Annotated in this window: 25 protein-coding genes; 16 read left to right on the top strand and 9 right to left on the bottom strand. The window is 30.6% G+C overall.

The genetic code is table 11. From position 1 onward, the window contains the following. Positions 1-7: 7 nt before the first annotated feature. The 6 genes from ACJDUH_RS18465 (at position 8) to rsmI (ending at position 4,182) form a co-directional block, all read left to right on the top strand. Positions 8-211, top strand: coding sequence for a heavy-metal-associated domain-containing protein (locus ACJDUH_RS18465; protein WP_406766692.1), 204 nt, complete (start codon positions 8-10; stop codon positions 209-211). A gap of 78 nt (positions 212-289) precedes the next feature. Further along, positions 290-460, top strand: a complete 171-nt coding sequence (locus tag ACJDUH_RS18460; protein ID WP_406766691.1) for a DUF362 domain-containing protein — start codon at positions 290-292, stop codon at positions 458-460. A gap of 250 nt (positions 461-710) precedes the next feature. Beyond that, positions 711-1,505 (top strand): motility protein A, encoded by a 795-nt coding sequence (locus ACJDUH_RS18455; RefSeq protein WP_406766690.1) that lies wholly within the window; start codon positions 711-713, stop codon positions 1,503-1,505. Beyond that, complete coding sequence (locus tag ACJDUH_RS18450; protein ID WP_406766689.1) at positions 1,502-2,257, top strand: flagellar motor protein MotB; 756 nt, start codon at positions 1,502-1,504, stop codon at positions 2,255-2,257. The genes ACJDUH_RS18455 and ACJDUH_RS18450 overlap by 4 nt, the downstream gene beginning before the upstream one ends. Before the next feature lie 176 nt (positions 2,258-2,433). Continuing rightward, positions 2,434-3,177 (top strand): tRNA1(Val) (adenine(37)-N6)-methyltransferase, encoded by a 744-nt coding sequence (locus ACJDUH_RS18445; protein ID WP_406766688.1) that lies wholly within the window; start codon positions 2,434-2,436, stop codon positions 3,175-3,177. Between the two features lie 156 nt (positions 3,178-3,333). After that, entirely contained in the window at positions 3,334-4,182 is an 849-nt protein-coding gene (gene rsmI, locus ACJDUH_RS18440; RefSeq protein WP_406766708.1) for a 16S rRNA (cytidine(1402)-2'-O)-methyltransferase, read from the top strand. A gap of 93 nt (positions 4,183-4,275) precedes the next feature. Here rsmI and ACJDUH_RS18435 read toward each other — a convergent pair whose 3' ends face one another. After that, positions 4,276-4,521, bottom strand: a complete 246-nt coding sequence (locus ACJDUH_RS18435; protein ID WP_406766687.1) for an AbrB/MazE/SpoVT family DNA-binding domain-containing protein — start codon at positions 4,519-4,521, stop codon at positions 4,276-4,278. Positions 4,522-5,137: 616 nt separating this feature from the next. On the opposite strand from ACJDUH_RS18435, the gene fsa reads away from it, so the two are divergent. Then, positions 5,138-5,785 (top strand): fructose-6-phosphate aldolase, encoded by a 648-nt coding sequence (fsa, locus tag ACJDUH_RS18430; protein ID WP_406766686.1) that lies wholly within the window; start codon positions 5,138-5,140, stop codon positions 5,783-5,785. Positions 5,786-6,256: 471 nt separating this feature from the next. Here the strand turns inward: fsa and ACJDUH_RS18425 are convergent, their stop codons facing one another. The 7 genes from ACJDUH_RS18425 to murI form a co-directional block, all read right to left on the bottom strand. Further along, complete coding sequence (locus ACJDUH_RS18425) at positions 6,257-7,153, bottom strand: selenium metabolism-associated LysR family transcriptional regulator (protein ID WP_406766685.1); 897 nt, start codon at positions 7,151-7,153, stop codon at positions 6,257-6,259. Between the two features lie 101 nt (positions 7,154-7,254). Continuing rightward, positions 7,255-7,686: a DMT family transporter gene (locus tag ACJDUH_RS18420; RefSeq protein ID WP_406766684.1), complete on the bottom strand. Its 432-nt coding sequence runs from the start codon at positions 7,684-7,686 to the stop codon at positions 7,255-7,257. 127 nt (positions 7,687-7,813) lie between these two features. After that, a complete protein-coding gene (locus ACJDUH_RS18415; RefSeq protein WP_406766683.1) occupies positions 7,814-8,272 on the bottom strand; it encodes a dUTP diphosphatase in 459 nt (152 codons plus the stop codon). Between the two features lie 230 nt (positions 8,273-8,502). Then, entirely contained in the window at positions 8,503-8,889 is a 387-nt protein-coding gene (locus ACJDUH_RS18410; protein WP_406766682.1) for a DUF3783 domain-containing protein, read from the bottom strand. 32 nt (positions 8,890-8,921) lie between these two features. Then, complete coding sequence (locus ACJDUH_RS18405; RefSeq protein WP_406766681.1) at positions 8,922-9,440, bottom strand: peptidylprolyl isomerase; 519 nt, start codon at positions 9,438-9,440, stop codon at positions 8,922-8,924. Positions 9,441-9,558: 118 nt separating this feature from the next. After that, positions 9,559-9,999, bottom strand: coding sequence for a hypothetical protein (locus ACJDUH_RS18400; RefSeq protein WP_406766680.1), 441 nt, complete (start codon positions 9,997-9,999; stop codon positions 9,559-9,561). A 127-nt stretch (positions 10,000-10,126) separates the two neighbouring features. After that, entirely contained in the window at positions 10,127-10,912 is a 786-nt protein-coding gene (murI, locus tag ACJDUH_RS18395; protein ID WP_406766679.1) for a glutamate racemase, read from the bottom strand. A 319-nt stretch (positions 10,913-11,231) separates the two neighbouring features. Here murI and ACJDUH_RS18390 point away from each other — a divergent pair, with 319 nt between their 5' ends. Next, complete coding sequence (locus ACJDUH_RS18390) at positions 11,232-13,130, top strand: type I glutamate--ammonia ligase (RefSeq protein ID WP_406766678.1); 1,899 nt, start codon at positions 11,232-11,234, stop codon at positions 13,128-13,130. Between the two features lie 167 nt (positions 13,131-13,297). Continuing rightward, positions 13,298-13,663, top strand: a complete 366-nt coding sequence (locus tag ACJDUH_RS18385; RefSeq protein ID WP_406766677.1) for a zinc-ribbon domain-containing protein — start codon at positions 13,298-13,300, stop codon at positions 13,661-13,663. Between the two features lie 58 nt (positions 13,664-13,721). Here ACJDUH_RS18385 and ACJDUH_RS18380 read toward each other — a convergent pair whose 3' ends face one another. Continuing rightward, on the bottom strand, positions 13,722-14,270 hold the full coding sequence (locus ACJDUH_RS18380; RefSeq protein WP_406766676.1) for a 2'-5' RNA ligase family protein: 549 nt from the start codon (positions 14,268-14,270) through the stop codon (positions 13,722-13,724). A gap of 154 nt (positions 14,271-14,424) precedes the next feature. Between ACJDUH_RS18380 and ACJDUH_RS18375 the strand changes: the two genes are divergently transcribed. The 7 genes from ACJDUH_RS18375 (at position 14,425) to ACJDUH_RS18345 (ending at position 20,416) form a co-directional block, all read left to right on the top strand. After that, complete coding sequence (locus ACJDUH_RS18375) at positions 14,425-14,601, top strand: DUF1540 domain-containing protein (RefSeq protein WP_406766675.1); 177 nt, start codon at positions 14,425-14,427, stop codon at positions 14,599-14,601. A 409-nt stretch (positions 14,602-15,010) separates the two neighbouring features. Beyond that, positions 15,011-16,276, top strand: coding sequence for a UDP-N-acetylglucosamine 1-carboxyvinyltransferase (locus tag ACJDUH_RS18370; RefSeq protein WP_406766674.1), 1,266 nt, complete (start codon positions 15,011-15,013; stop codon positions 16,274-16,276). Positions 16,277-16,300: 24 nt separating this feature from the next. Then, a complete protein-coding gene (locus ACJDUH_RS18365; RefSeq protein WP_406766673.1) occupies positions 16,301-17,089 on the top strand; it encodes an MBL fold metallo-hydrolase in 789 nt (262 codons plus the stop codon). Between the two features lie 14 nt (positions 17,090-17,103). Beyond that, positions 17,104-17,673, top strand: a complete 570-nt coding sequence (locus ACJDUH_RS18360) for a GerMN domain-containing protein (RefSeq protein ID WP_406766672.1) — start codon at positions 17,104-17,106, stop codon at positions 17,671-17,673. A gap of 61 nt (positions 17,674-17,734) precedes the next feature. Continuing rightward, positions 17,735-18,238, top strand: coding sequence for an SEC-C metal-binding domain-containing protein (locus tag ACJDUH_RS18355; RefSeq protein WP_406766671.1), 504 nt, complete (start codon positions 17,735-17,737; stop codon positions 18,236-18,238). 81 nt (positions 18,239-18,319) lie between these two features. Next, entirely contained in the window at positions 18,320-18,799 is a 480-nt protein-coding gene (rlmH, locus tag ACJDUH_RS18350) for a 23S rRNA (pseudouridine(1915)-N(3))-methyltransferase RlmH (RefSeq protein ID WP_406766670.1), read from the top strand. Positions 18,800-18,970: 171 nt separating this feature from the next. Beyond that, the gene (locus ACJDUH_RS18345; RefSeq protein ID WP_406766669.1) at positions 18,971-20,416 is read left to right on the top strand and encodes a lipase family alpha/beta hydrolase; all 1,446 of its coding nucleotides are present in this window, start codon (positions 18,971-18,973) and stop codon (positions 20,414-20,416) included. Positions 20,417-20,608: the final 192 nt, after the last annotated feature.

Here is a 20,608-nt window from a genome sequence, read left to right as displayed (position 1 = left end):
AAACTTTATGAAATCTACAATTAAGATTGCCAATCTGAGAAGTTTATCGGATATTAATAATATTAGAGAGGCTATATCCAATAATGAAGGAGTTATAGCCTGTCAAATTAATAAAGAAAAATCCGAGGTAAACGTTGTTTATGATTCTCATCTTATAAATGAAGATAAACTTGTTCAATCCTTAGAAGACTTAGGCTATACCATTCTATAAAAAGCCTTGAAAATGTTTATAAAAGTGATAAAATAGAAATGGACAAACTATGTCTAATATTTTAGGAGGTGTTAGATTATGGCACATGTAATTAATGATTCATGCATAAGCTGTGGTGCTTGCGCTGCAGAATGTCCAGTTAGCTGTATAAGTGAAGGGGACAGCATATTTGTAATAGATGCTGATAGCTGCATTGACTGTGGAAATTGCGCTAATGTTTGCCCTGTTGGAGCACCAGTTCAAGAATAATTTTATTAAAAAAGATCGCATTCAATTTGCGATCTTTTTGTTTTGTAAAAATTTAATTAGAATGAATATATATAATTTATGTATTTTAATAATGAAACTAGTAAAGAAGGTTTATGAAGATATAAATATTGACTATAAATTACATAAAACTAAAGAATGTCTAATAATAAACGAATATTAAATTATGAAGGCATAATTTTGCTTTATTCGGCAATTTTTGTGGCAAGAGGGATGTAAGGAGGATGGAAAATTGACAGGGTATATTGCGATATTAGTAGGTTTTGCTTCTTTAATAATAGCATTTATTGGTGAAGGAGGAGTTATATCTGCACTTTTTCAATGGACTGCAGCATTGATAGTTTTTGGAGGAACAACTGGAGCAACAATGCTTGCCTTTCCTATTAGTCAATTAAAAAAATTAGGTAAAATATTAAAGGTAGCATTTTCAAATAACACTAAGGATCTGCCTGCCTTAATAATTTATTTTAAGGAATTGGCTTTTAAAACAAGAAAAAATGGTCTATTGAGTATTGAAGGTGAAATAACCGCTGATGATAAAATGGATCCATTTATTAAAAAAGGACTTCAAATGATAGTAGATGGTGTAGAACCACAATCAGTAAGAGAAATTCTAGAGCTTGAGGCAGATATGACAGCAGAGAGGCATAAAGCAGGCTATGCTGTTTTTGAAGCCGCTGGAGGAACTGCTCCTACAATGGGTATAGTTGGAACCGTATTAGGACTTGTACATGTTCTCGGTGGACTTGCCTCTAGTTCACCTGATAAGCTAGGTGAAAGTGTATCCTCAGCCTTCTTAGCAACACTATATGGTCTTTCAAGTGCCAATTTAATATTCTTACCAATTGGTGCTAGGCTTAAAAATATAGATAAACTTGAACAGGCTGAAAAAAATCTTATAATTGAAGCTGTTCTTCTAATTCAAGAAGGTGTTAATCCAAACACCTTAGCTGAAAAACTTAAAGGCTTTTTAAATAAACAAGAGCTTGTTACGTATGAGGCGCTGGACAAGAAGGTGGAGGCATGAGGAGACGGAAGAAGCACGAAGAAGGCCATGATAACTCTGAACGTTGGCTATTATCTTATGCAGACTTCATAACCTTATTGATGATATTTTTTGTAATATTATATTCTATGAGTAATCTAGACAATAAAAAGTATCAGCAGATAGCTGCCGGTTTTAATAAAGCAATGGGCGGTGGTGGAGCAACTCTTATTGGGAAAGATCAAGGTACAGCAATAGATACTAACAGTGCTCCTGTTGATACAAATTTAGTAAATACTGATGAGCAGGCAAAGCTTGAACAAGTCAAAAGCCTTGTTGATAAATATCTTAGCAGCAGCGGGCTTAGCGATAGTGTAACAACTACTATAGAAGAGAGAGGTCTTGTTTTAAGTTTTAAGGATAGCTTGTTTTTTGACAGTGGTAAATCTGAAATAAAAAGTGAACAAGCTAAAAAGCTTGTAGAAATAGGTAAGATATTAAATCAACCAATAATAAACAGCAGTTTTATAAGGGTGGAAGGGCATACGGATAATATTCCTATAAGCACCTATGAATATAAATCCAATTGGGATTTATCTGTTATTAGAGCAGCTAATGTGTCCCAATTATTAATTAATCAATCTGGTATAAGCCCAGAAAGGATTTCAGCAACTGGTTATGGGGAATATAGACCAAAGGCAAGTAATAATACAGAAGAAGGAAGAGCAAGTAATAGAAGAGTGGATATTCTTATAATGAACACTAAATTTAATGAAGTGGAAAAGAATAATTAAGCATCTAAAATAAAGCATTTTAGATGCTTTTTTAATTAAAGGTAAATAACTTTTTATAATTACTTGTTAATATAGAAATCAAAATATATAATAATATAATACTAGTAGCAATATACCTGGTGCTAGAACACCTTTGAAATATATAATATTTAAGAACAAATAGAAAGAGTGATTTCATGGAATATTTAAAAGATGACGAAACTTTAGACGATCTTCAACTGGGGGATATTTATGTCATACAAAAGAAGGAGTCATTTAGGTTTGGAGTAGATGCAGTTTTATTAGCTAACTTTGCCGTAGTAAAAAGAGACATGAAGGTTATAGACCTATGTAGTGGTACAGGAATAATCCCCTTTATTCTTGCTGGGAAAACAGAGGCATCTCATATTACAGGTATAGAAATACAAGAGGAAATGGCTGAAATGGCTATTAGATCAACTAAATATAATAAGCTTTCGGATAAAATAGAATTTATTAATGGTGACTTAAAGGATACAAAACTATTAAAAGAACTTTCAAGAGCGGATGTAGTGACAGTAAACCCACCTTATAAGCTAATGAATTCAGGTATTATTAATTCAAATGATAAAAATGCAATTGCGAGACATGAGATATGCTGTACACTTGAAGATGTAATAATTGCCTGCAGAATGCTGCTTAAGGATAATGGCAGAATGTATATGGTTCACAGACCAGAAAGACTTGCAGATATTCTTTGCACAATGAGAAAGTATAAGATAGAGCCTAAAACAATAAGAATGGTACATCCAAATACAAAGAAAGCACCTAACATTGTGCTTATTGAGGGACAAAGAGACGGAGGAGCATTTCTTAAGTGGGAGAAACCGCTATATATATATAAGGATGAAGGCGGATATTCAGAGGAAATAGAGAAAATTTATGGTAGAATTAGAGGTTAAAGTCCTAAATGGACTTTAACGGGTAGTTTACGAGCGAGAGCGAGTGGTCTTAAACTACCCAGTGGGCGTAGCCAAAGTCCTAAATGGACTTTAGCGGGTAGTCTACCGATGAGCAGTCGTAAGCTAGACTACCCAGTGTGACCAGTGAAAGGAGAAATTATGAGCGGAAAGTTATACTTAGTACCAACACCTATAGGTAATCTTGGGGATATAACTCTTAGAGCCTTAGAAGTTTTGAAAACAGTGGATATAATAGCAGCCGAGGATACCAGACAAAGTTTAAAATTATTAAATCACTTTGAAATAAAAAAAACCTTGATAAGCTATCATCAGCATAATGAACAAGAAAAAAGCAGCAACATTATAGATAAATTATTAGCAGGAGCGTCAATAGCCATAGTAACGGATGCAGGTACTCCTGGAATTTCTGATCCGGGCAGTATAATAGTTTCTAAATGCATAGAAAAGAATATAGAGTTTGAAGTCCTTCCAGGTGCAACAGCTATTACAACAGCGCTGGTATACTCAGGTTTAGATACAACTAAATTTTTGTTTAGAGGATTTCTTCCGAGAGAAAAAAAAGATAAAAAGCTAGTTATTGAAGACTTAAGAGATAGGAAAGAGACCTTAATATTTTACGAAGCCCCTCATAGGATTCTAGATACTCTTCAGTTTTTGGCTGAGTATTTTGGAGAAAGAAAAGTAGCTATTTGCAGAGAACTTACAAAGCTTCATGAACAGATATTAAGGTTTAGCATAAATGAAGCTGTAGAGTATTATAAATTGAATTCCCCCAGAGGCGAATACGTAATTGTTGTTGCAGGTAAGACAGATGTAGAAATTCTAGAGGAAGAAAAAGCAAAATGGGAAATGCTTTCAATAGAAGACCACATTAAAAAATACGTTAATGAGGGATTAAATAAGAAAGAAGCCATTAAAAAGGTAGCTAAGGATAGAAACATACCCAAGACAGATGTCTATAAATATTCTTTCAATATTGATTAATAAAAAGCATTTTACTTTAAAAAAATAAAACCCACAGGATAACCTGTGGGAGGGGATAGAGTGTATTTATGTTAAAAGTCGTTAGCAAGTAAATTATTTTTCAGTTTTTAATTCATGCATACAGTTTTTGCAAATATTTTTTCCTTTGTAGTTAATTACATCTCTAGCATCTCCGCAGAAGATACATGCTGGTTCATACTTCTTAAGAATGATTTGTTCTCCGTCAACGTAAATTTCTAAAGCATCTTTCTCAGCGATATCTAAAGTCCTTCTTAATTCGATTGGAATTACTATTCTTCCTAACTCATCTACTCTTCTTACTACACCTGTTGATTTCATAATCTTTCCTCCTAATAATTACAACATTCGACAACTTTATAAATAAATAATAACAAATATGACATAATAAGTCAAGGATTTATTTATAAAAAATTACAAATTTCTTACTAATTTCTATCTATAGCTAATATACTACCATATTATTGAAAAGTCAATATACAATTTTATATAATTCTACAAATTTTATCCCCATATATTTAAACTATAATACAGTAATATCAAGGGTTATACATATTTTTAGAATAAATATGAATTATTTAATAATTTATTTTATTGAAATAAAAATAGTAATAATATGGAATATTAAAAGGAATATGTCGAAATAACTTAAAAAAAAGATAGAAATTATTAGAAACATAATATGAATTAATAATGAGAATCCATATTATAGCATATAGTTTTACCATTAATGTTTTTATTATACACATTATGGGAATTATACTAATAGTAAAAATATATATATTTAAAATATGTAAAAATTAAACAATTTTATATTAAATAATATAGTAAAAAGGTAAAAAGATTATTTAAAAATTCAAAACTACATTTATTTTTGATAAATTCATTATTATGATATAATAAGTCTATTAGAAAAATTTATATGGAGGGATTAATTATGAAATTATTTATTGACACTGCCAATGTGGATGAAATCAAAAAGGCTGCTGCTCTTGGAGTTTTAGATGGAGTAACAACAAATCCATCTTTGATAGCAAGAGAAGGTAGAGACTTGAAAGAGGTAATTAATGAAATATGCAGTATTGTTGATGGGCCAATTAGTGCTGAAGGTATTAGCTTAAAATCAGAAGATATGATAAAAGAAGGCAAAGAATTATCAAAGCTTCATAAAAATATTGTTGTTAAAATACCTATGTGCGAAGAAGGACTGAAGGCAGTGAGTGCTCTTTCCAAAGATGGAATTAGAACAAATGTTACTTTAATATTTTCAGCACAGCAGGCTTTATTAGCTGCTAAAGCAGGAGCAAGTTTTGTTAGTCCATTTATGGGAAGACTTGATGATATAGGAAACGGCGGCATTCAAGTTGTTGAGGATATTGCAGCAATTTTTGATTACTATGGCTTTGAAACAGAAATTATTGCTGCCAGCATTAGAACACCTATGCATGTTCTAGACTGTGCGAAGGCTGGAGCTCATATTGCTACTGTTCCATATAAAGTTATAATGCAGATGATAAAACACCCATTAACTGATGCAGGCATCGAAAAATTCATAGAGGACTATAACAAAGTTTATAATAAGTAAATTAAGAATTACATATATTAACTATACAGTTTATATTGAACTAAAATTTCCCAATTATTGTTCAATATAAACTTATTTTTTATTAAAATATTTTACAAATAATGGACCACAGTAAAGTAAAAAGTTTAAAAATTGAAGGAGTTTATAGCTTCTTATTATAAAATTTTAATGTAAGAATTAACACCTTTATTGTGGACAATGTTAACAAAATAATCTTATGTTAATTTAAAGTTAATTATATCAAGCATTACTAGTTATCCACAAAATCTGTGCATAAAGTCAGTAAAACTGTGGATAACAATCAAATAATGTGAATAAAATTCGTATTTGAAATAAAATTGGTGAATTAATTCAGTTTTTAGAATAATTATTTTGTCGAATCTTTAATAACATCACTCTACTATAAAAAAGACACTGATATTTAGAAGAAAATCTCATTGTTATGAGGTCATCTAATATACAGTGTCTTTTTTACTCTTCGAAGTAAAATTCGTTTTTACAAATACTATAAAATGCTTTGGCGGTAGGAGTAAGAGCTCTCTTTGAACTTGTAATCATATATATGTATCTTTTTAGAGTTAAGTTAGAAACTCTGCTTATCTTTATGCTTCCTGAATTTATATAATCTTCACATACTCTTTTTGAAACAATAGAAATACCTAAGCCGCATTTTACTAATTGCAGCAAGGTATCAATGCTGTTTACTTCACATAGTATATTCATTTGCTCAATATCTAATCCTAAATCAAGAAGGGCCTTTTCGAAACTCTTTCTTGTGGCTGAATTTCGCTCTCTAAAAATAAATTTATAATCCAGTAATAAATCGATAGGTACAATATCAGGAATTTCTAAAGAGGGATTAGAAATAAGTACAAGTTCATCATCAGTAAGTTTATAACAGTTTATCCGTTCATCCTTAATATAGCTTCCAATTAGGCCTATTTCACAATTAAATTTAAGTATGTTTTCAATTATTTCTCCTGTTGGCTGTTCTGTTATATTAAAAGTTACCATAGGATATTTCAGTGAAAATTTTTCAATGAGCATAGGAACAATAGAATTACAAGGAGTACTGCTGGCAGACAATGAAAATCTACCAGAAATGTAACTTGAAGAGTCAGACAAGTGACATATAGCAGTGTTTCTAGTATTAATCAAATCCAGGGCATATTGCAAAAATGCTTCACCCTTTGCAGTAAGGGCAACTTCCTTAGAGGTTCTATCAAATAGCTGTGAGTTAAGTTCTTTTTCTAAAGCAGAAATTTGAGCACTAATGGCTGGTTGGGATAAGAAAATTATGCTTGCTGCCTTTGAAAAACTTTTATGTTTTGCAACACTAATAAAAGCCTCAATCTGTTTAAAATCCATAAAATGCTTCCTTTCTGTTAAATACTAATAATAATTAATTATAACAGTTTAGTCCCATAAAAGCATTAAGATATTATAACTAAGCAGATGGCTAAGTAAAGTCAGCATTTCCATCTAAAAATAATAATGCCAGCCATCATAATTACTACACCAATTATTTTAGTTGTTCCAAATACTATTTTTTCAGAGTCAAATAATCCTAGAGCATCTATTATAGCTGCTGCTGTAAGTTGAGCCACTAATATTATTGATATGGAGCAAGTAGGCCCTAAATTTTTAATACCCATCATAACTGTAAATATTATAACAACCCCAAGTAGTCCACCAAGCAAATATAACCTATTAACACCTTTTATATCTTTAAAGCTGCCGTTTCCGGCAATTAAAAATACTATTAAACATAAAATTAGACCAGTAGCTTGAACAAAGACATTTGTCTCCCAGGTTCCAATTTTATCAGAAAGCCTGGTATTAAATACCCCTTGAAGACTCATAGCCACACCAGCTATTATAGAAAAAATTACACCTAACATAAAAAGTCACCTTCTAACTATTATATTTTATTTTTATTAGTATCATTATCTTAGTTTGCACTTTTAAGATAAATTTATAATTATTAATAAAACTCAATATAATAATTAAGGTGACAAATAAATTTAACTATGCGCTGAAAACCTGGCTGTTAGCGTTTAAAATATCGTCTTCTGTGAAGCCCAAAAATAGACTTAAGCTTAAAAGGTCCTCTATAATAGTTATATAATGATCTTTAGATGAACATACCATAAAATCGTTCATATCCACAAATAGATTTAAAAAGTTTTCTGTAAGCTCATATTCAACTTCTTTAACTTCAAAATCAGTTTCGGTAAATCCTTTTTCCACTCCAATACTTAGAATAAGATATATCGCTTCTATATATTTTTCTAAGATTCTTTTTCTAGATTGTATTTTCCTAGAGGTCCAATAGTGAAAACATTTAGTTTCATTTGCTAATTCTCCAACTTTTACTTGCAGGGCTAAAAGCTTTTGATAAAGTAAAAGTTTGCCTTGTGTATCTATTTTAGATTGGATTTCTTCATCGAGTTTATTTTGATAATCATACAGCTTTTGTAAGTTCATATAAGAGCCTGCCTTTCCTTTTAAAAAATAGTATAACTATTATTTTAAGACACTTCCTATTGTACTAAATATCAATGAATTTTAAAAGTTCTGTAAACTTTTACAAAAAAATTTTTTTCTTTATTTTTTTAAAAATTCTAATAAATTGCTTTATTATGGAATTTTAAAAAAATTAAGGGATAAAAAGAGAAAGAACTCCAATTAAATTAAATTAGAGTTCTTTTCATAATTTATTTAGATTTTTGCTGCATATATTTTTTTGCTTGTTCTCTTTCATCAAGCAAATGATTAACTAAGTAATAAAATTCCCAGTTAATAGATGTGGGGGTTACAACAGCCAATATTGGTTTAATTGCTTTATTTTCACGTATTCTTCTCACTGATTTATCCAATTCCTCATCGGTAAAATTATTAAAAAGAATAATTTTCTCATCAGGCAAAACCTTATCATAGGTATCTAAAATAAGACCATTAATAATATCCTTTAGTTTCATGTTTGCCATATTGTTTTCAATAACCTTATACTTAGGAAGCTGAAGATCAATAAAGATCTTATGAAGTAAAGCTTTTTCTTCTTCATTGAAGCCATAAATAAGGGCCATCTTATTATTATTCATAATCTCTTCTCCTTCCATTATGGAATCAACTGTTAATATTTATCAGGTTCTCCGTATTCAATGCCAAAAGTATCTACAGATACTTCTTCCATTACTTGATCAGCAAGAGGCTTATCCCTAAAATCCCTCTTAACACCAACTATCTCCTTTGCTACTTCAATACCTTCTATTAATTTTCCAAAGGAAGCATACTGTCCATCAAGATGAGGTGCATCGGATGTCATGATGAAAAATTGACTTCCTGCTGAATTGGGGTCTGATGTCCTTGCCATAGATAAAACACCTGTTGAGTGTTTTAAGTCATTTTTAAATCTATTTGAAGTAAATTCTCCCTTTATTGAATAGCTAGGACCACCCATTCCAGTTCCCTGTGGGTCTCCTCCCTGTATCATAAATCCAGGGATAACTCTATGAAATATAACGCCATTATAGTATTTTTTATTAATTAAGCTAATAAAATTCTTAACGGTATTTGGTGCTACTTCAGGATAAAGCTCAGCTTTCATAATTTTACCTGTATTCATTTTAATTGTAACAATTGGATTTGACATATCTATCTCTCCTTATCTGCATATAGTTTCATCTAGTAGTTATTACCATAGTAATTATAATTATACAATACAATTCAAAAAATAAAAACCCTGCTTAAGTTAATTCGCAGGGCTATAATTACAATTCTTCAGTGGTATAATTCATAGATAGTTTCGCATTAAGTATTGGTGTATTAGTCTTTATTATAAGGCTGCCTCCTGGAATAATTATCACATAATGGTTAGTTAAAAGGTTTGAAGCACTAGTATTAGTAGACAGCTGCGTCATATGTGAAATATTATTATCTTCATATAAATGTTTAATTTCTAGATTATTATTTGAGGAACAACTAACATTATCAGTCATAAAAAGCTTTAGCTCAGTACACTCATAAGGCTTTAAATAAAGATTGCTTATTGTATATACTAAGCTGCTGTTTATGGGGTTATTAATTTCTACATATCTAAATGGTAAAGTTTCTTCAATATTTGAAGAAAATAAATTATCTGATTCCAAAAAGGTTCTATATAGAGTTAAAGGCTTTTCTCCAGTGAATTTTGCTAACCAAAAAACTTTCATTTTAATCACCTTATTTCTATTGTACTTTTATAATTCAATGTATTCTAAGGTGACAAAATATGTTCGCAAAGTAATTGATTAATAATAAAAGTATTTTTGCTGAAAAGATCATAAGTAAGTTTTAAGTTTAACTATTTAATAATTTATAAGAAAATTCGATTATCTTTTCACTGTTTAGGGAATTTAATATTTCAATTGTACCTTCCTTAGCTTGATTATTTAAAGCATTAATATTCTTAAGCTGCCTTTTTAATTGTTTTGAGGTTCCTATACTGCCATCAATTATAGTAGTGTCTTTACTAAGAATCTTCGATAATTCAGTCTTTATAAAAGGATAATGTGTACAACCTAATACAACAGAATCAACAGGACTATTTAAATAAGGTTTTAGTTTTTCTATTAGATATGAATTTACTTCTTCTCCATCAGTTTTTCCATTCTCTATTAATTCCGCAAGCCCTGCACAAGGTAGAGGTATTATTTCTGCGTCGTTTTTATAAGAATTCATTAAATTATTAAACTTTGTTTCACAAAGTGTCATTGGAGTGGCCATAATTATTATCTTACCTGAATTTTGATTTTCTACTGCAGGCTTAAGTGCTGGCTCAATACCTATAATAGGAATATCTTTATAATATGCTCTTAGATCATCTATAGCAGCGCTTGTTGCAGTATTGCATGCTATAACAACAGCCTTAACCCCTTTAGAAATTAAATATTCAACAGCAGCAAAGGTAAGTTTTTTAACTTCCTCAATTGATTTCACACCGTAGGGTGCATTTTTAGAATCACCGAAATATATGAAGTTCTCATGGGAAAGAAGCTTTCTTGCCTCTCTTAGAACGCTTATTCCGCCAACCCCAGAATCAAAGAAACCAATTGGTTTATTATTAAATTCTTTGTTTGTTTTCATGTTCTTCACCACCTGGGCTCATTATATTATAATCTACAGTAATTATACTCCAAAAAACAAAAGTTGTGTAATAAAAATATTTCTTAAAATTGAAGGAATGCATTCTTTAAAAATTTCAAAAGAATGAAATAAATAATTTTCAAACCTTCAATTTTTGTATTGACTCAAATACTTTACTATAATAAAATTGAGTTTAGAGTTTGTAATAATTATTCAAAATCAATGCAAACTTATAATAGACATGTCTGTAACTAAAGCACAATATGAACGTATAATGAAAGTATTAGAATTTAAAAATTAAAATTTTAGGGGGGCAATTATGTATAAGGATTTAGTTTATCTTGTACCTAAGAAAGAACATTCTAAAGAAAGTTTGGAAAAATTACTTGCAGATCACTCAGAAATTAAATTCGTATCATTGGTTGGTATAGATTTAGCTGGAAATGATACAGATGAAAAAATACCTGTAAAAGTCTTCTTAGACGATATTGACACTTTTCTAAATGGAGCAATTCAAACAGACGGCTCATCCGTAGTCCTCCCAGGTATAGCAAGCCTTAATAACGCAAAAGTTGATATAGTAGCAGATCTAGAAGTAAATTGGTATATAGACTACAACTATGAAAATATAGACATAGATACTAATAAGCCAGTTGGAACCCTAAGAATTCCAAGTTTCTTATTACATGAAGGAAAGGCTGTAGATTCAAGAAATATATTAAACAGCTCAATCAATTATGTTAAAAATACCATACTTAATCTATTTAAAAGCTATCCAGAATATTTAAAGGATTACGGTATTAAATATGATGATATAGAAGACATTGTGCCAACTTCAGCTACAGAACTTGAGTTTTGGGTAAAGACCCCAAATGAAAAGGCTGAAGTTGAAGAACTTTCAACTTCCCAGGTATTGCAGGAACAGTACTGGACTAGAACTAAGGGTGCAGTTCGTACTGCCTTGGAAGAAAGCTTACTTCTTATGGATAAGTACGGCTTAGAAGCAGAAATGGGGCATAAAGAAGTTGGTGGAGTTAAGGCAAAGATTGATGAGTCCGGCAATCTTACTCATATAATGGAGCAGCTTGAAATTGATTGGAAATATTCAACTTCACTTCAGGCAGCTGATAATGAACTTTTAGCTAGAACAATTGTAAAAGAAACCTTTAGAAGATACGGACTTGATGTTACCTTCCTCGCTAAGCCTATAGAGGGTGTTGCAGGTAGCGGTGAACACACTCATGTAGGCTTGGCTTTAAAATTAAAAAATGAGAAAAGGATAAACTTATTCACAGCAAATAAAAATCATTATTTAAGTACAATTGGGTATGCCTCTGTTATGGGGGTATTAAATAATTATGAAGTAATAAATCCTTTTGTATCAGCAACTAACGATTCATTTAGAAGACTTAAGCCAGGATTTGAAGCACCTGTATGTATAGTTACTTCCTTAGGTCACAGCATAGAAGTACCATCAAGAAACAGAACAATTTTAATGGGTCTTGTACGTGACATTGAAAACCCGCTTGCAACAAGGTTTGAGTTAAGAGCACCTAACCCTCACACAAATACTTATTTATGTCTAGCAGCTTTATACATGGCCATGATGGATGGAATAAGCTATGCTTTAAGCAATAGAAAAACTGAAGATGATCTTTTAGCAGAGCTTTCTAAAAAACCAGGTGAAGAAGCAACTTATTTACAAAAGGATAGAGCATATAGAACAGAAGAGGATGTATTTGAAGATTTTACTACTGAAAATAGAGAAAAATTCTTTGGAAAAGCTCCAGCCACTGTTTATGAAAATCTTGCTGCATTTAAAAAGTATCCAGAAAAGTTAAATTCACTTAAAGCAGGGGACGTTCTAAATGATAAACTAATTAACAGTTTTAGACTAGCTGTTATTAAGAGATGGCTTACAGAGATAACTGGCAGGATTATAGTGGATTATAGTGATGAAATAAGAGGATGCAAAATGCTTCATTCCATAGATAAGGCATTAGACCTTGATGTTTCAAATTGGATGGCTATAAATAATTTAAGATATAATATTATGAAGGATTCCTATACTCAGAAAAGCTTATTTACAAGAATTAAAGATGCAGTAGATGCTGCTGACTATGAGGAAGTTTCAATACTTCAAATAGAAATAGAAAATAAAATGAAAGAACTTAGAGACCTATATGCAGCTTATAAGAAAAATTTATTAGATATCTAAGAGCTTTGCCTAATTAATGATTAGCAATTAAAGTCCCCCCCCGGGGGCTTTTTTATTTAGATAAATTAGTTTAAATCACTAACTGATATTTCCTACTTGGAATCAATTTACTAGACTTAAACATATAATAATATATAGAAATATAATTAGTTTTAGGGGTTAGATTTATGGCATTTAAAGATAATTTGTTTAAAATAGGAAAATGCTTAGAGGATGGAGTCTCAAATGTTGCTTACAAATCAGAAAACCTTATAGAGATATCCAAACTTAATATGTCGGTATCTTCTAATGAGAAACATATTGACGAGATTTACTTAAAAATTGGGAAGAAGATATATAAGGAATATGCAGATGATAAAGTTAGCGACAGTAGTTTAATAGAAAAATGCAAAGAAATAGATTCAATAAATAAAGACATAGAAAGTATTAAAAAGAAGATATTAAAGCTTAAGAATAGGAAGTTGTGCAAGAAATGTGGAGCAGCAATGGAAAAGGAAGATGAGTTTTGCCCTAAATGTGGTAAACAGCAATAACCAAAGCATGACCCATAAGAGCCACGGGACGTTTCTCGTGGCTCTTATTTTGAGTTCATTAAAATGTTCTTAAAGGAAAGCTTTTTACCAGCATTTCTTTTTTATTATTTATAGGTTTCCATAGCTCAATTCTCTCAATTTTGGCAAGTCTATAAAAGCCATCTTTTTTAGCATCGCTGCAGGCAGCAACGTATTCTTTTCCTGTCCATTCTCTAATAGCATAATTAGAATTGGCCAGTGAAACATGTAAATCCCAATTCTCTATATTTTCTCTTACATTAAAACCATTAAGCTTTAATGTATCATTAATAGTTCTTGCTAAACGAATAATATATCCCTTATTTTCAATTTTTAAATTTACAGATTTATATGGTGGATCAAAGCATATAATGCCATTTGTTTCTACTTTAAAAGTCTTATATGGCTTTAATACATCGGAAAGCACCCTTGAAAGTTTATCCATATCAGGATCTTCTATTGTCTCTAAAGTTATATGAAGCATAGGAATGTTTTTGTATAATTTATATTTTTTGCAAATGCTCTTTTGAATCGTTTCCATAGCAGAGTAAGACTCTGTATCGAATAAAGCAACTAAATAGTATTTCATTTTTTCCCCCTTAACTAAGTAGAAGTTATAAAAATATTATACCATAATTATTCCAAGTATAATATGGCTTGTTTATTCTAATACTAAAATAGTATACAGCGTATGAATAGTGATTTGTATGATGTATACAATATTTAATTATTAGGAGGCAATTATGACAACAGTAAGTAATGGAAAGCAAAACAACAGTATAGGCTGTACAGTAAGTGAATGTAAATATCATTATCATCAAGATAACTATTGTACTTTGCAGCAGATTCAGGTAGTTAAACATGAAGCTAAAGCTAACACTGTACAATGTACTGATTGTGGAAGTTTTGTATTAAGTTAAAATTTAATTGTAGTAGTTGTAGAAGGTAGCTTTTACTAATAAATACTTGAGATAATTTGTTAAGTATTTTTAGTAATAAGCTGCCTTTTATTTTTTTATAATATGCAGGAAATTAATATTATAGAATTCTAATTAAGAATTTCTTAAGGATTTTTAATATAATATGATAGTATTTATAAATAAATTGCAAATTTACCATAGAAATTACACTTTATTTAATATATAATAGAATATTATATAATGGAAAATGTATGTTTTTAATATTTTGTGGAAGAATATACCTAATGTTAAAACTATGGTATAGTATTTATTTTATGATATAATGAGATTTGTAATTTAACGTGGAAAAATAGGATTTTAATTGATATAGCATTATGCAATAAAAAAATTAGTAAGGATGGGAACTGGCATGGATAAGCTTGTTATAAATGGTGGGAAAAAGTTGTTTGGAAAGATAGACATTAGCGGAGCAAAAAACGCTGCTGTAGCAATATTACCTGCAGCCATTATGGCCAGCAGTGGTGTTTCTGTAATAGACAACATACCAGAAATAGAAGATGTTCAATGTATAGAAAGAATTATAGAAAGTCTTAATTGTAAGATAAATAAAAGTAATAATTGTGCAACTATAGACAGCACAGCGATAAATAACGTTTTTGCTAATACTGATGATGTAAGAAGGATGAGAGCTTCTTACTATCTTATAGGTGCACTCTTAGGCAGATTTAAGGAAGCAAATGTAGATTTGCCAGGAGGATGTGCTATTGGGGTAAGACCTATAGATCAGCACATAAAAGGATTTGAGGCCTTAGGAGCTGTGGTTACAATAGAACATGGACTTATAAAGGCAAAAGCAGAAAAGCTTATAGGAGCAAATATATTTTTTGATGTAGTAAGTGTAGGTGCAACAATTAATGTTATGCTTGCTGCAACACTTGCAGAAGGGACAACAATACTTGAAAATGTAGCTAAAGAACCTCATGTAGTAGATGTAGCTAACTTTTTAAATTCTATGGGTGCTAATATTAAAGGCGCTGGTACAGATATAATTAGAATAGTTGGTGTAAAAGAATTAAAGGGCTGCAATTACAGCGTAATTCCAGATCAAATCGAAGCTGGGACATACATGATAGCAGCGGCTGCCTGTGGAGGCGAGGTCGTTGTTAGCAATGTTATACCAAAGCATCTTGAGTCAATAACAGCTAAGCTTATAGAAATGGGCGTTCATGTTATAGAAAATGAAGATTCAATACTTATAAAGTCAGATAGAAGATTAAAGGGTGTAAACATAAAAACACTACCTTACCCTGGATTTCCAACAGATGTTCAACAGCCAATGACAACCCTTTTAAGCATAGCTCAAGGGAGAAGCATTGTTAATGAGAGCGTATGGGAAAGCAGATTTAAATTTGTAGATGAGCTAAAAAAAATGGGAGCAAATGTAAAAGTTGAAGGCAGAACTGCCATTGTAGATGGAATAAATAAATTAACAGGCGCTGTAGTTAAGGCCACTGATTTAAGAGCTGGAGCTGCAATGATAATAGCTGGACTGGCAGCAGAAGGAACAACTGAAGTGACCTGTATTGATCATGTTGATAGGGGATATCCATACATTGAAGAAAAATTTAAAATGCTAGGTGCGGATATAAGAAGAATAAAGACAGAAGATTGTTAAAGGGTTATATATAGGGGGATTTTTATGATATTTTGTTCGTTATATAGTGGCAGCAGTGGAAACAGTATATATGTATCCTCCGGTGAGACAAAGGTGCTCATTGATGCCGGGTTACCAGGTAAAAATATAGAAAAAGCCTTAAAGGAAATAAATGAAAATGCTTCAGAATTAGATGCTATTTTTGTAACACATGAACATATTGATCATATTAAAGGTATAGGGGTATTATCAAGAAGATATGATATACCAATATATGCAAATGAACTTACCTGGAAAGCCATGAGTAGCTTAATTGGAAATATTAAAGAGCATAATATTATGGTTATGTCTAAAAATTATACAAGCATAAAAGATATGGATATAAAAAGTTTTCCAATATCTCATGATGCCGCAGCTGCACAAGGCTATGCATTATATCATAATAAGAAGAAAGTTGCCGTTGCTACAGACTTAGGTTATTACTCTGATGTGGTAAGAGAAAACATTGAAGATGCAGATGTACTTTTATTTGAAAGTAATCATGATATAGAGATGCTAAAATTTGGACCATATCCATATAATTTAAAAAGAAGAATATTAAGTGACGTAGGACATTTATCAAATGAGGACTGTGGGAAAGCTATTGCAGATATGATAGATGGCTACAAGAGAAAAAAAGTCATTTTAGGACATTTAAGCAAGACTAATAATTATCCTGAGCTTGCATATCAAACAGTAGTAAATATTTTAACTGCCAGAAAGATAAGCTTAAATAAAGATATTGGACTCACTGTAGCTAAGAGGGATATGCCAAGTAATTATGTTGAATTTTAGAGTGGGGTGAGAGCATGAAAAGGATACTTTCAGTATTCTTATTCAGTACTTTAGTTATTACTTCAATAGGATTTACTGGATGCGAAAAAAAGGATAAACTTAGCTCAAATAACAATGATAAAATACAAAGTATAGTATTGCCTAAAGAGAAAGATAATAGTATCAGCTTGGATTTATATTTTGATGGTTCTACTACTAAGGATAAAGCAGCTGTAGTTAAGGAAGAAAGGCTTATTAATAAAGAAGAGGTTATTGGCGAAATTATAATGCAGGAATTTTTAAAAGGTCCTTCCAACGTAAGTATGCTAAAGCCAGTTCTACCTAAGGAAACAAAACTTCTTAGTTTTTCAATTAAGGATAAAGTAGCTTATGTGAACTTAAGTAAAGAAGCTAATTTCAATATGACTCCAGTTAAGGAAGAGGCCTGTCTTAGAGGAATTTTAAATTCTTTGACTCAGCTTCCATCAGTGTCAAAGGTAAAAATACTAGTTGAAAACAAAGATATAGAAAGCCTAGGCGGAAATTACAATATATCTAAGCCCTTTGGGAAAGATGATATTGAAAATATATTGTTGAAAAAATAAAGAAAAATTATTATAATTGTAATAAAGTTACAATAAAAGATTTACAAAAGGAGAAATAAACATGAGCCTATATAAAGAATGGACAGATATGGTTGTAGAATATGTAAGAACTAAAGGAGAAGCCGCTTTCTGGAAGGAATATGGGGCAATTGAAAAAAGCATATATACAAAACTCTTAGCAAATCACAAAGAAATTGTAAAAGGTACAGTTAAAAACTTAGCAGAAGAATTCCAAACAACAAATATATTTTTCATGGGATTCTTAGATGGCATTAATGAAAGCTTAAAAGAAAGTATCGATTTAGAAAATATAGATGAAAACTCAGAAATAGAAATAAATATAGACTTTGAAAAGCTCTATTTCAATATGTTAGATGCAAAAGCAGACTATCTTTATGAATTACCACAATGGGAAGGAATTTTCGTAAAGGAAAAGAGAAAAGAAATCCAAGTAAAGTGGAGAGAAACTAAAACTATAGTTAATGAAAGTAAAGTAGGAAGAAATGACCCATGTCCTTGCGGCAGCGGAAAGAAATATAAAAAGTGCTGCGGTGCTAATGCATAATAATTAATTGTAACTTAAATGCCGACCTATTGATAAATATAGGCCGGCATTAATTTTATAGATAAAGGATTGAGACTAGGTATGAATATAACACTAATAACTGTTGGGAAAATAAAAGAAAAATATCTTAAGGATGCCATAAACGAATATTCAAAAAGGCTAAGCAGATATTGTAAATTAGAAATAATTGAACTTCAGGATGAGAAAACACCTGATAATGCCTCAGAAAAGGAAGAACTTCAGATAAAGGCAAAGGAAGGAGAGGCAATTTTAAAATGTATAAGGGATAGCATGTTTTTAGTTGCCCTAGCAATAGAAGGGAAAATGTTATCTTCAGAGGAGCTTGCAGAGTTTATTAAAGATGCAGGCATAAAAGGTAACAGCAGCATAGCATTTGTTATTGGTGGTTCCCTTGGACTCTCAAAGGAAGTTTTAAATAGAGCTGATTATAAATTATCTTTTTCAAAAATGACTTTTCCACATCAGTTAATGAGAGTAATCTTACTGGAACAGGTTTATAGGGGATTTAGAATTAATTACGGTGAACCGTACCATAAATAACGTAAGTATGAATTATGTGATATTAATTAAATTGCAATAAACTTTAAAAGGTTGAGGAAAAACTCAATCTTTTTTCATTCGCCCACTTTTCTTAAAAACTATGGGTTTTATTAAAAAATATGGTAAAATAAGATTATTTAATAAGTATTCCCACCAAAGTAAGGAGAAATTATGATAGCACCTATAATAACTTTTGCATTAACACTAATTGTAATCAGTATCGTATACTTAGACATTAATAAGAAGATACATTTACTAAATAAAATTTTTTTGCATGTGTATTTTATTTTTGCTCCTCATATTTTTTTGTTAGGTTACTTTTTTAGTGGACGTACTAAATTTGGACAAGATAAAGTTATATATAAATGGATTATTTTAGCTGAGGTGATTTTTTTCACTTTTTATATTTGGATAAAAGTAAATATAGTTCCATATGCCAGGAATCAAATTGTAAACATTAGATTAAGGGTAATGATAGGTGGAAGAAGTATTGTTTTATATGGATTGTATGCAGCATTTATTCAAATCATAATATATCAAATGGGAGTTACAACAATACAAAACCTCGCCATGCCTAAGAATATCTTAATAATTGACATTGTTATTATGACATTAAATATTATTATATTACTTACAAATGGTATGATACGAATTTTATGTACTTCAAGAAGATTAAATATAATGAAGCGACTTATAGTAGTTTTTGGGAGCCTTATTCCAATCATAAATGTGCTTATAATGCTATATGCTTGCTATATAGCAAAAATAGAATACGATCATGAGTGTTATAAAGTAATTAATAATAAAGCTCGTGTTGATTCAGAAGTATGTAAAACAAAATATCCACTCGTATTGGTTCATGGTGTTGGATTTAGAGATTTAAAATATATTAATTACTGGGGAAGGATACCTAAGGAATTAATTCGCAATGGAGCAACAGTTTATTACGGTAATCAAGAAGCTTGGGGGACAGTTGAGTATAATGCAAAGGACATTAAAAATAAAATTCTTGATATTATGAAAGAAACAGGATGTAAAAAGGTAAATATTATTGCGCATTCAAAGGGAGGACTAGATGCACGTTATATGATAAGTAAATTAGAAATGGGGGACTGCGTGGCATCACTAACCATGATGTCATCACCACATAGAGGATGTAAGTTTGTTGATATTGCTTGTAAACTTCCTGATAAAATTTACAAAGCTATTGCAAGATTTTTTGATAAATATTATAGGTTTCTAGGGGATAAAAATCCTGACTTTTATACTGCAAGCAGACAGTTTTCAACTAGTCATAGTAAAAAATTTAATGAAGAGGTAAGGGATGCTCAGCAAGTTTATTATCAAAGTTACTCATCGGTAGTAAAGAATATATTAAGTGATTATATAGTAGCCATACCTTATATTTTAGTAAGGTTAATGGAAGGTGAAAATGATGGCTTAGTATCTATTGAATCTGCTAAATGGGGTGAATTTAAAGGGGTATTGAAAAATAAACGAAGGCGAGGAATCTCTCATGGTGATATTATAGACTTAAGAAGAGATGATTATAAAGGGTTTGATGTAATAGAAAAATATGTGGAAATTGTAGAAGCACTTAAGAAAGAGGGTTATTAAGTACTTATTTTTGTAATATTATTAAAAATATCAGCTTATATAATTTGAAAATCTACTTTATGCCCTTTACGGTGAACCATATCATAAGTAGGGGAGATTTTTTGATAAACCTTTGTTTATCAATAGCAAAAAAGAAATTAAAGGAAAAAGTGAGAAATACGATAATAGTAGTAATTTTATCTATTAATAAAA

The sequence above is a fragment of the Candidatus Clostridium radicumherbarum genome, assembly GCF_045310525.1.
In the GTDB taxonomy this organism is placed as follows: domain Bacteria; phylum Bacillota; class Clostridia; order Clostridiales; family Clostridiaceae; genus Clostridium_AT; species Clostridium_AT radicumherbarum.
This window is presented reverse-complemented; position numbering and strand designations above follow the sequence as displayed.

What these genes read in the sequence shown, in the direction of transcription:
- ACJDUH_RS18465 (WP_406766692.1), top strand. Translation starts at nt 8, where the DNA reads ATGAAATCTACAATTAAGATTGCCAATCTGAGAAGTTTATCGGATATT.
- ACJDUH_RS18460 (WP_406766691.1), top strand. Translation starts at nt 290, where the DNA reads ATGGCACATGTAATTAATGATTCATGCATAAGCTGTGGTGCTTGCGCT.
- ACJDUH_RS18450 (WP_406766689.1), top strand. Translation starts at nt 1,502, where the DNA reads ATGAGGAGACGGAAGAAGCACGAAGAAGGCCATGATAACTCTGAACGT.
- ACJDUH_RS18445 (WP_406766688.1), top strand. Translation starts at nt 2,434, where the DNA reads ATGGAATATTTAAAAGATGACGAAACTTTAGACGATCTTCAACTGGGG.
- ACJDUH_RS18435 (WP_406766687.1), bottom strand. Translation starts at nt 4,521, where the DNA reads ATGAAATCAACAGGTGTAGTAAGAAGAGTAGATGAGTTAGGAAGAATA.
- fsa (WP_406766686.1), top strand. Translation starts at nt 5,138, where the DNA reads ATGAAATTATTTATTGACACTGCCAATGTGGATGAAATCAAAAAGGCT.
- ACJDUH_RS18425 (WP_406766685.1), bottom strand. Translation starts at nt 7,153, where the DNA reads ATGGATTTTAAACAGATTGAGGCTTTTATTAGTGTTGCAAAACATAAA.
- ACJDUH_RS18420 (WP_406766684.1), bottom strand. Translation starts at nt 7,686, where the DNA reads ATGTTAGGTGTAATTTTTTCTATAATAGCTGGTGTGGCTATGAGTCTT.
- ACJDUH_RS18415 (WP_406766683.1), bottom strand. Translation starts at nt 8,272, where the DNA reads ATGAACTTACAAAAGCTGTATGATTATCAAAATAAACTCGATGAAGAA.
- ACJDUH_RS18410 (WP_406766682.1), bottom strand. Translation starts at nt 8,889, where the DNA reads ATGAATAATAATAAGATGGCCCTTATTTATGGCTTCAATGAAGAAGAA.
- ACJDUH_RS18405 (WP_406766681.1), bottom strand. Translation starts at nt 9,440, where the DNA reads ATGTCAAATCCAATTGTTACAATTAAAATGAATACAGGTAAAATTATG.
- ACJDUH_RS18400 (WP_406766680.1), bottom strand. Translation starts at nt 9,999, where the DNA reads ATGAAAGTTTTTTGGTTAGCAAAATTCACTGGAGAAAAGCCTTTAACT.
- murI (WP_406766679.1), bottom strand. Translation starts at nt 10,912, where the DNA reads ATGAAAACAAACAAAGAATTTAATAATAAACCAATTGGTTTCTTTGAT.
- ACJDUH_RS18390 (WP_406766678.1), top strand. Translation starts at nt 11,232, where the DNA reads ATGTATAAGGATTTAGTTTATCTTGTACCTAAGAAAGAACATTCTAAA.
- ACJDUH_RS18385 (WP_406766677.1), top strand. Translation starts at nt 13,298, where the DNA reads ATGGCATTTAAAGATAATTTGTTTAAAATAGGAAAATGCTTAGAGGAT.
- ACJDUH_RS18380 (WP_406766676.1), bottom strand. Translation starts at nt 14,270, where the DNA reads ATGAAATACTATTTAGTTGCTTTATTCGATACAGAGTCTTACTCTGCT.
- ACJDUH_RS18375 (WP_406766675.1), top strand. Translation starts at nt 14,425, where the DNA reads ATGACAACAGTAAGTAATGGAAAGCAAAACAACAGTATAGGCTGTACA.
- ACJDUH_RS18370 (WP_406766674.1), top strand. Translation starts at nt 15,011, where the DNA reads ATGGATAAGCTTGTTATAAATGGTGGGAAAAAGTTGTTTGGAAAGATA.
- ACJDUH_RS18365 (WP_406766673.1), top strand. Translation starts at nt 16,301, where the DNA reads ATGATATTTTGTTCGTTATATAGTGGCAGCAGTGGAAACAGTATATAT.
- ACJDUH_RS18360 (WP_406766672.1), top strand. Translation starts at nt 17,104, where the DNA reads ATGAAAAGGATACTTTCAGTATTCTTATTCAGTACTTTAGTTATTACT.
- ACJDUH_RS18355 (WP_406766671.1), top strand. Translation starts at nt 17,735, where the DNA reads ATGAGCCTATATAAAGAATGGACAGATATGGTTGTAGAATATGTAAGA.
- rlmH (WP_406766670.1), top strand. Translation starts at nt 18,320, where the DNA reads ATGAATATAACACTAATAACTGTTGGGAAAATAAAAGAAAAATATCTT.
- ACJDUH_RS18345 (WP_406766669.1), top strand. Translation starts at nt 18,971, where the DNA reads ATGATAGCACCTATAATAACTTTTGCATTAACACTAATTGTAATCAGT.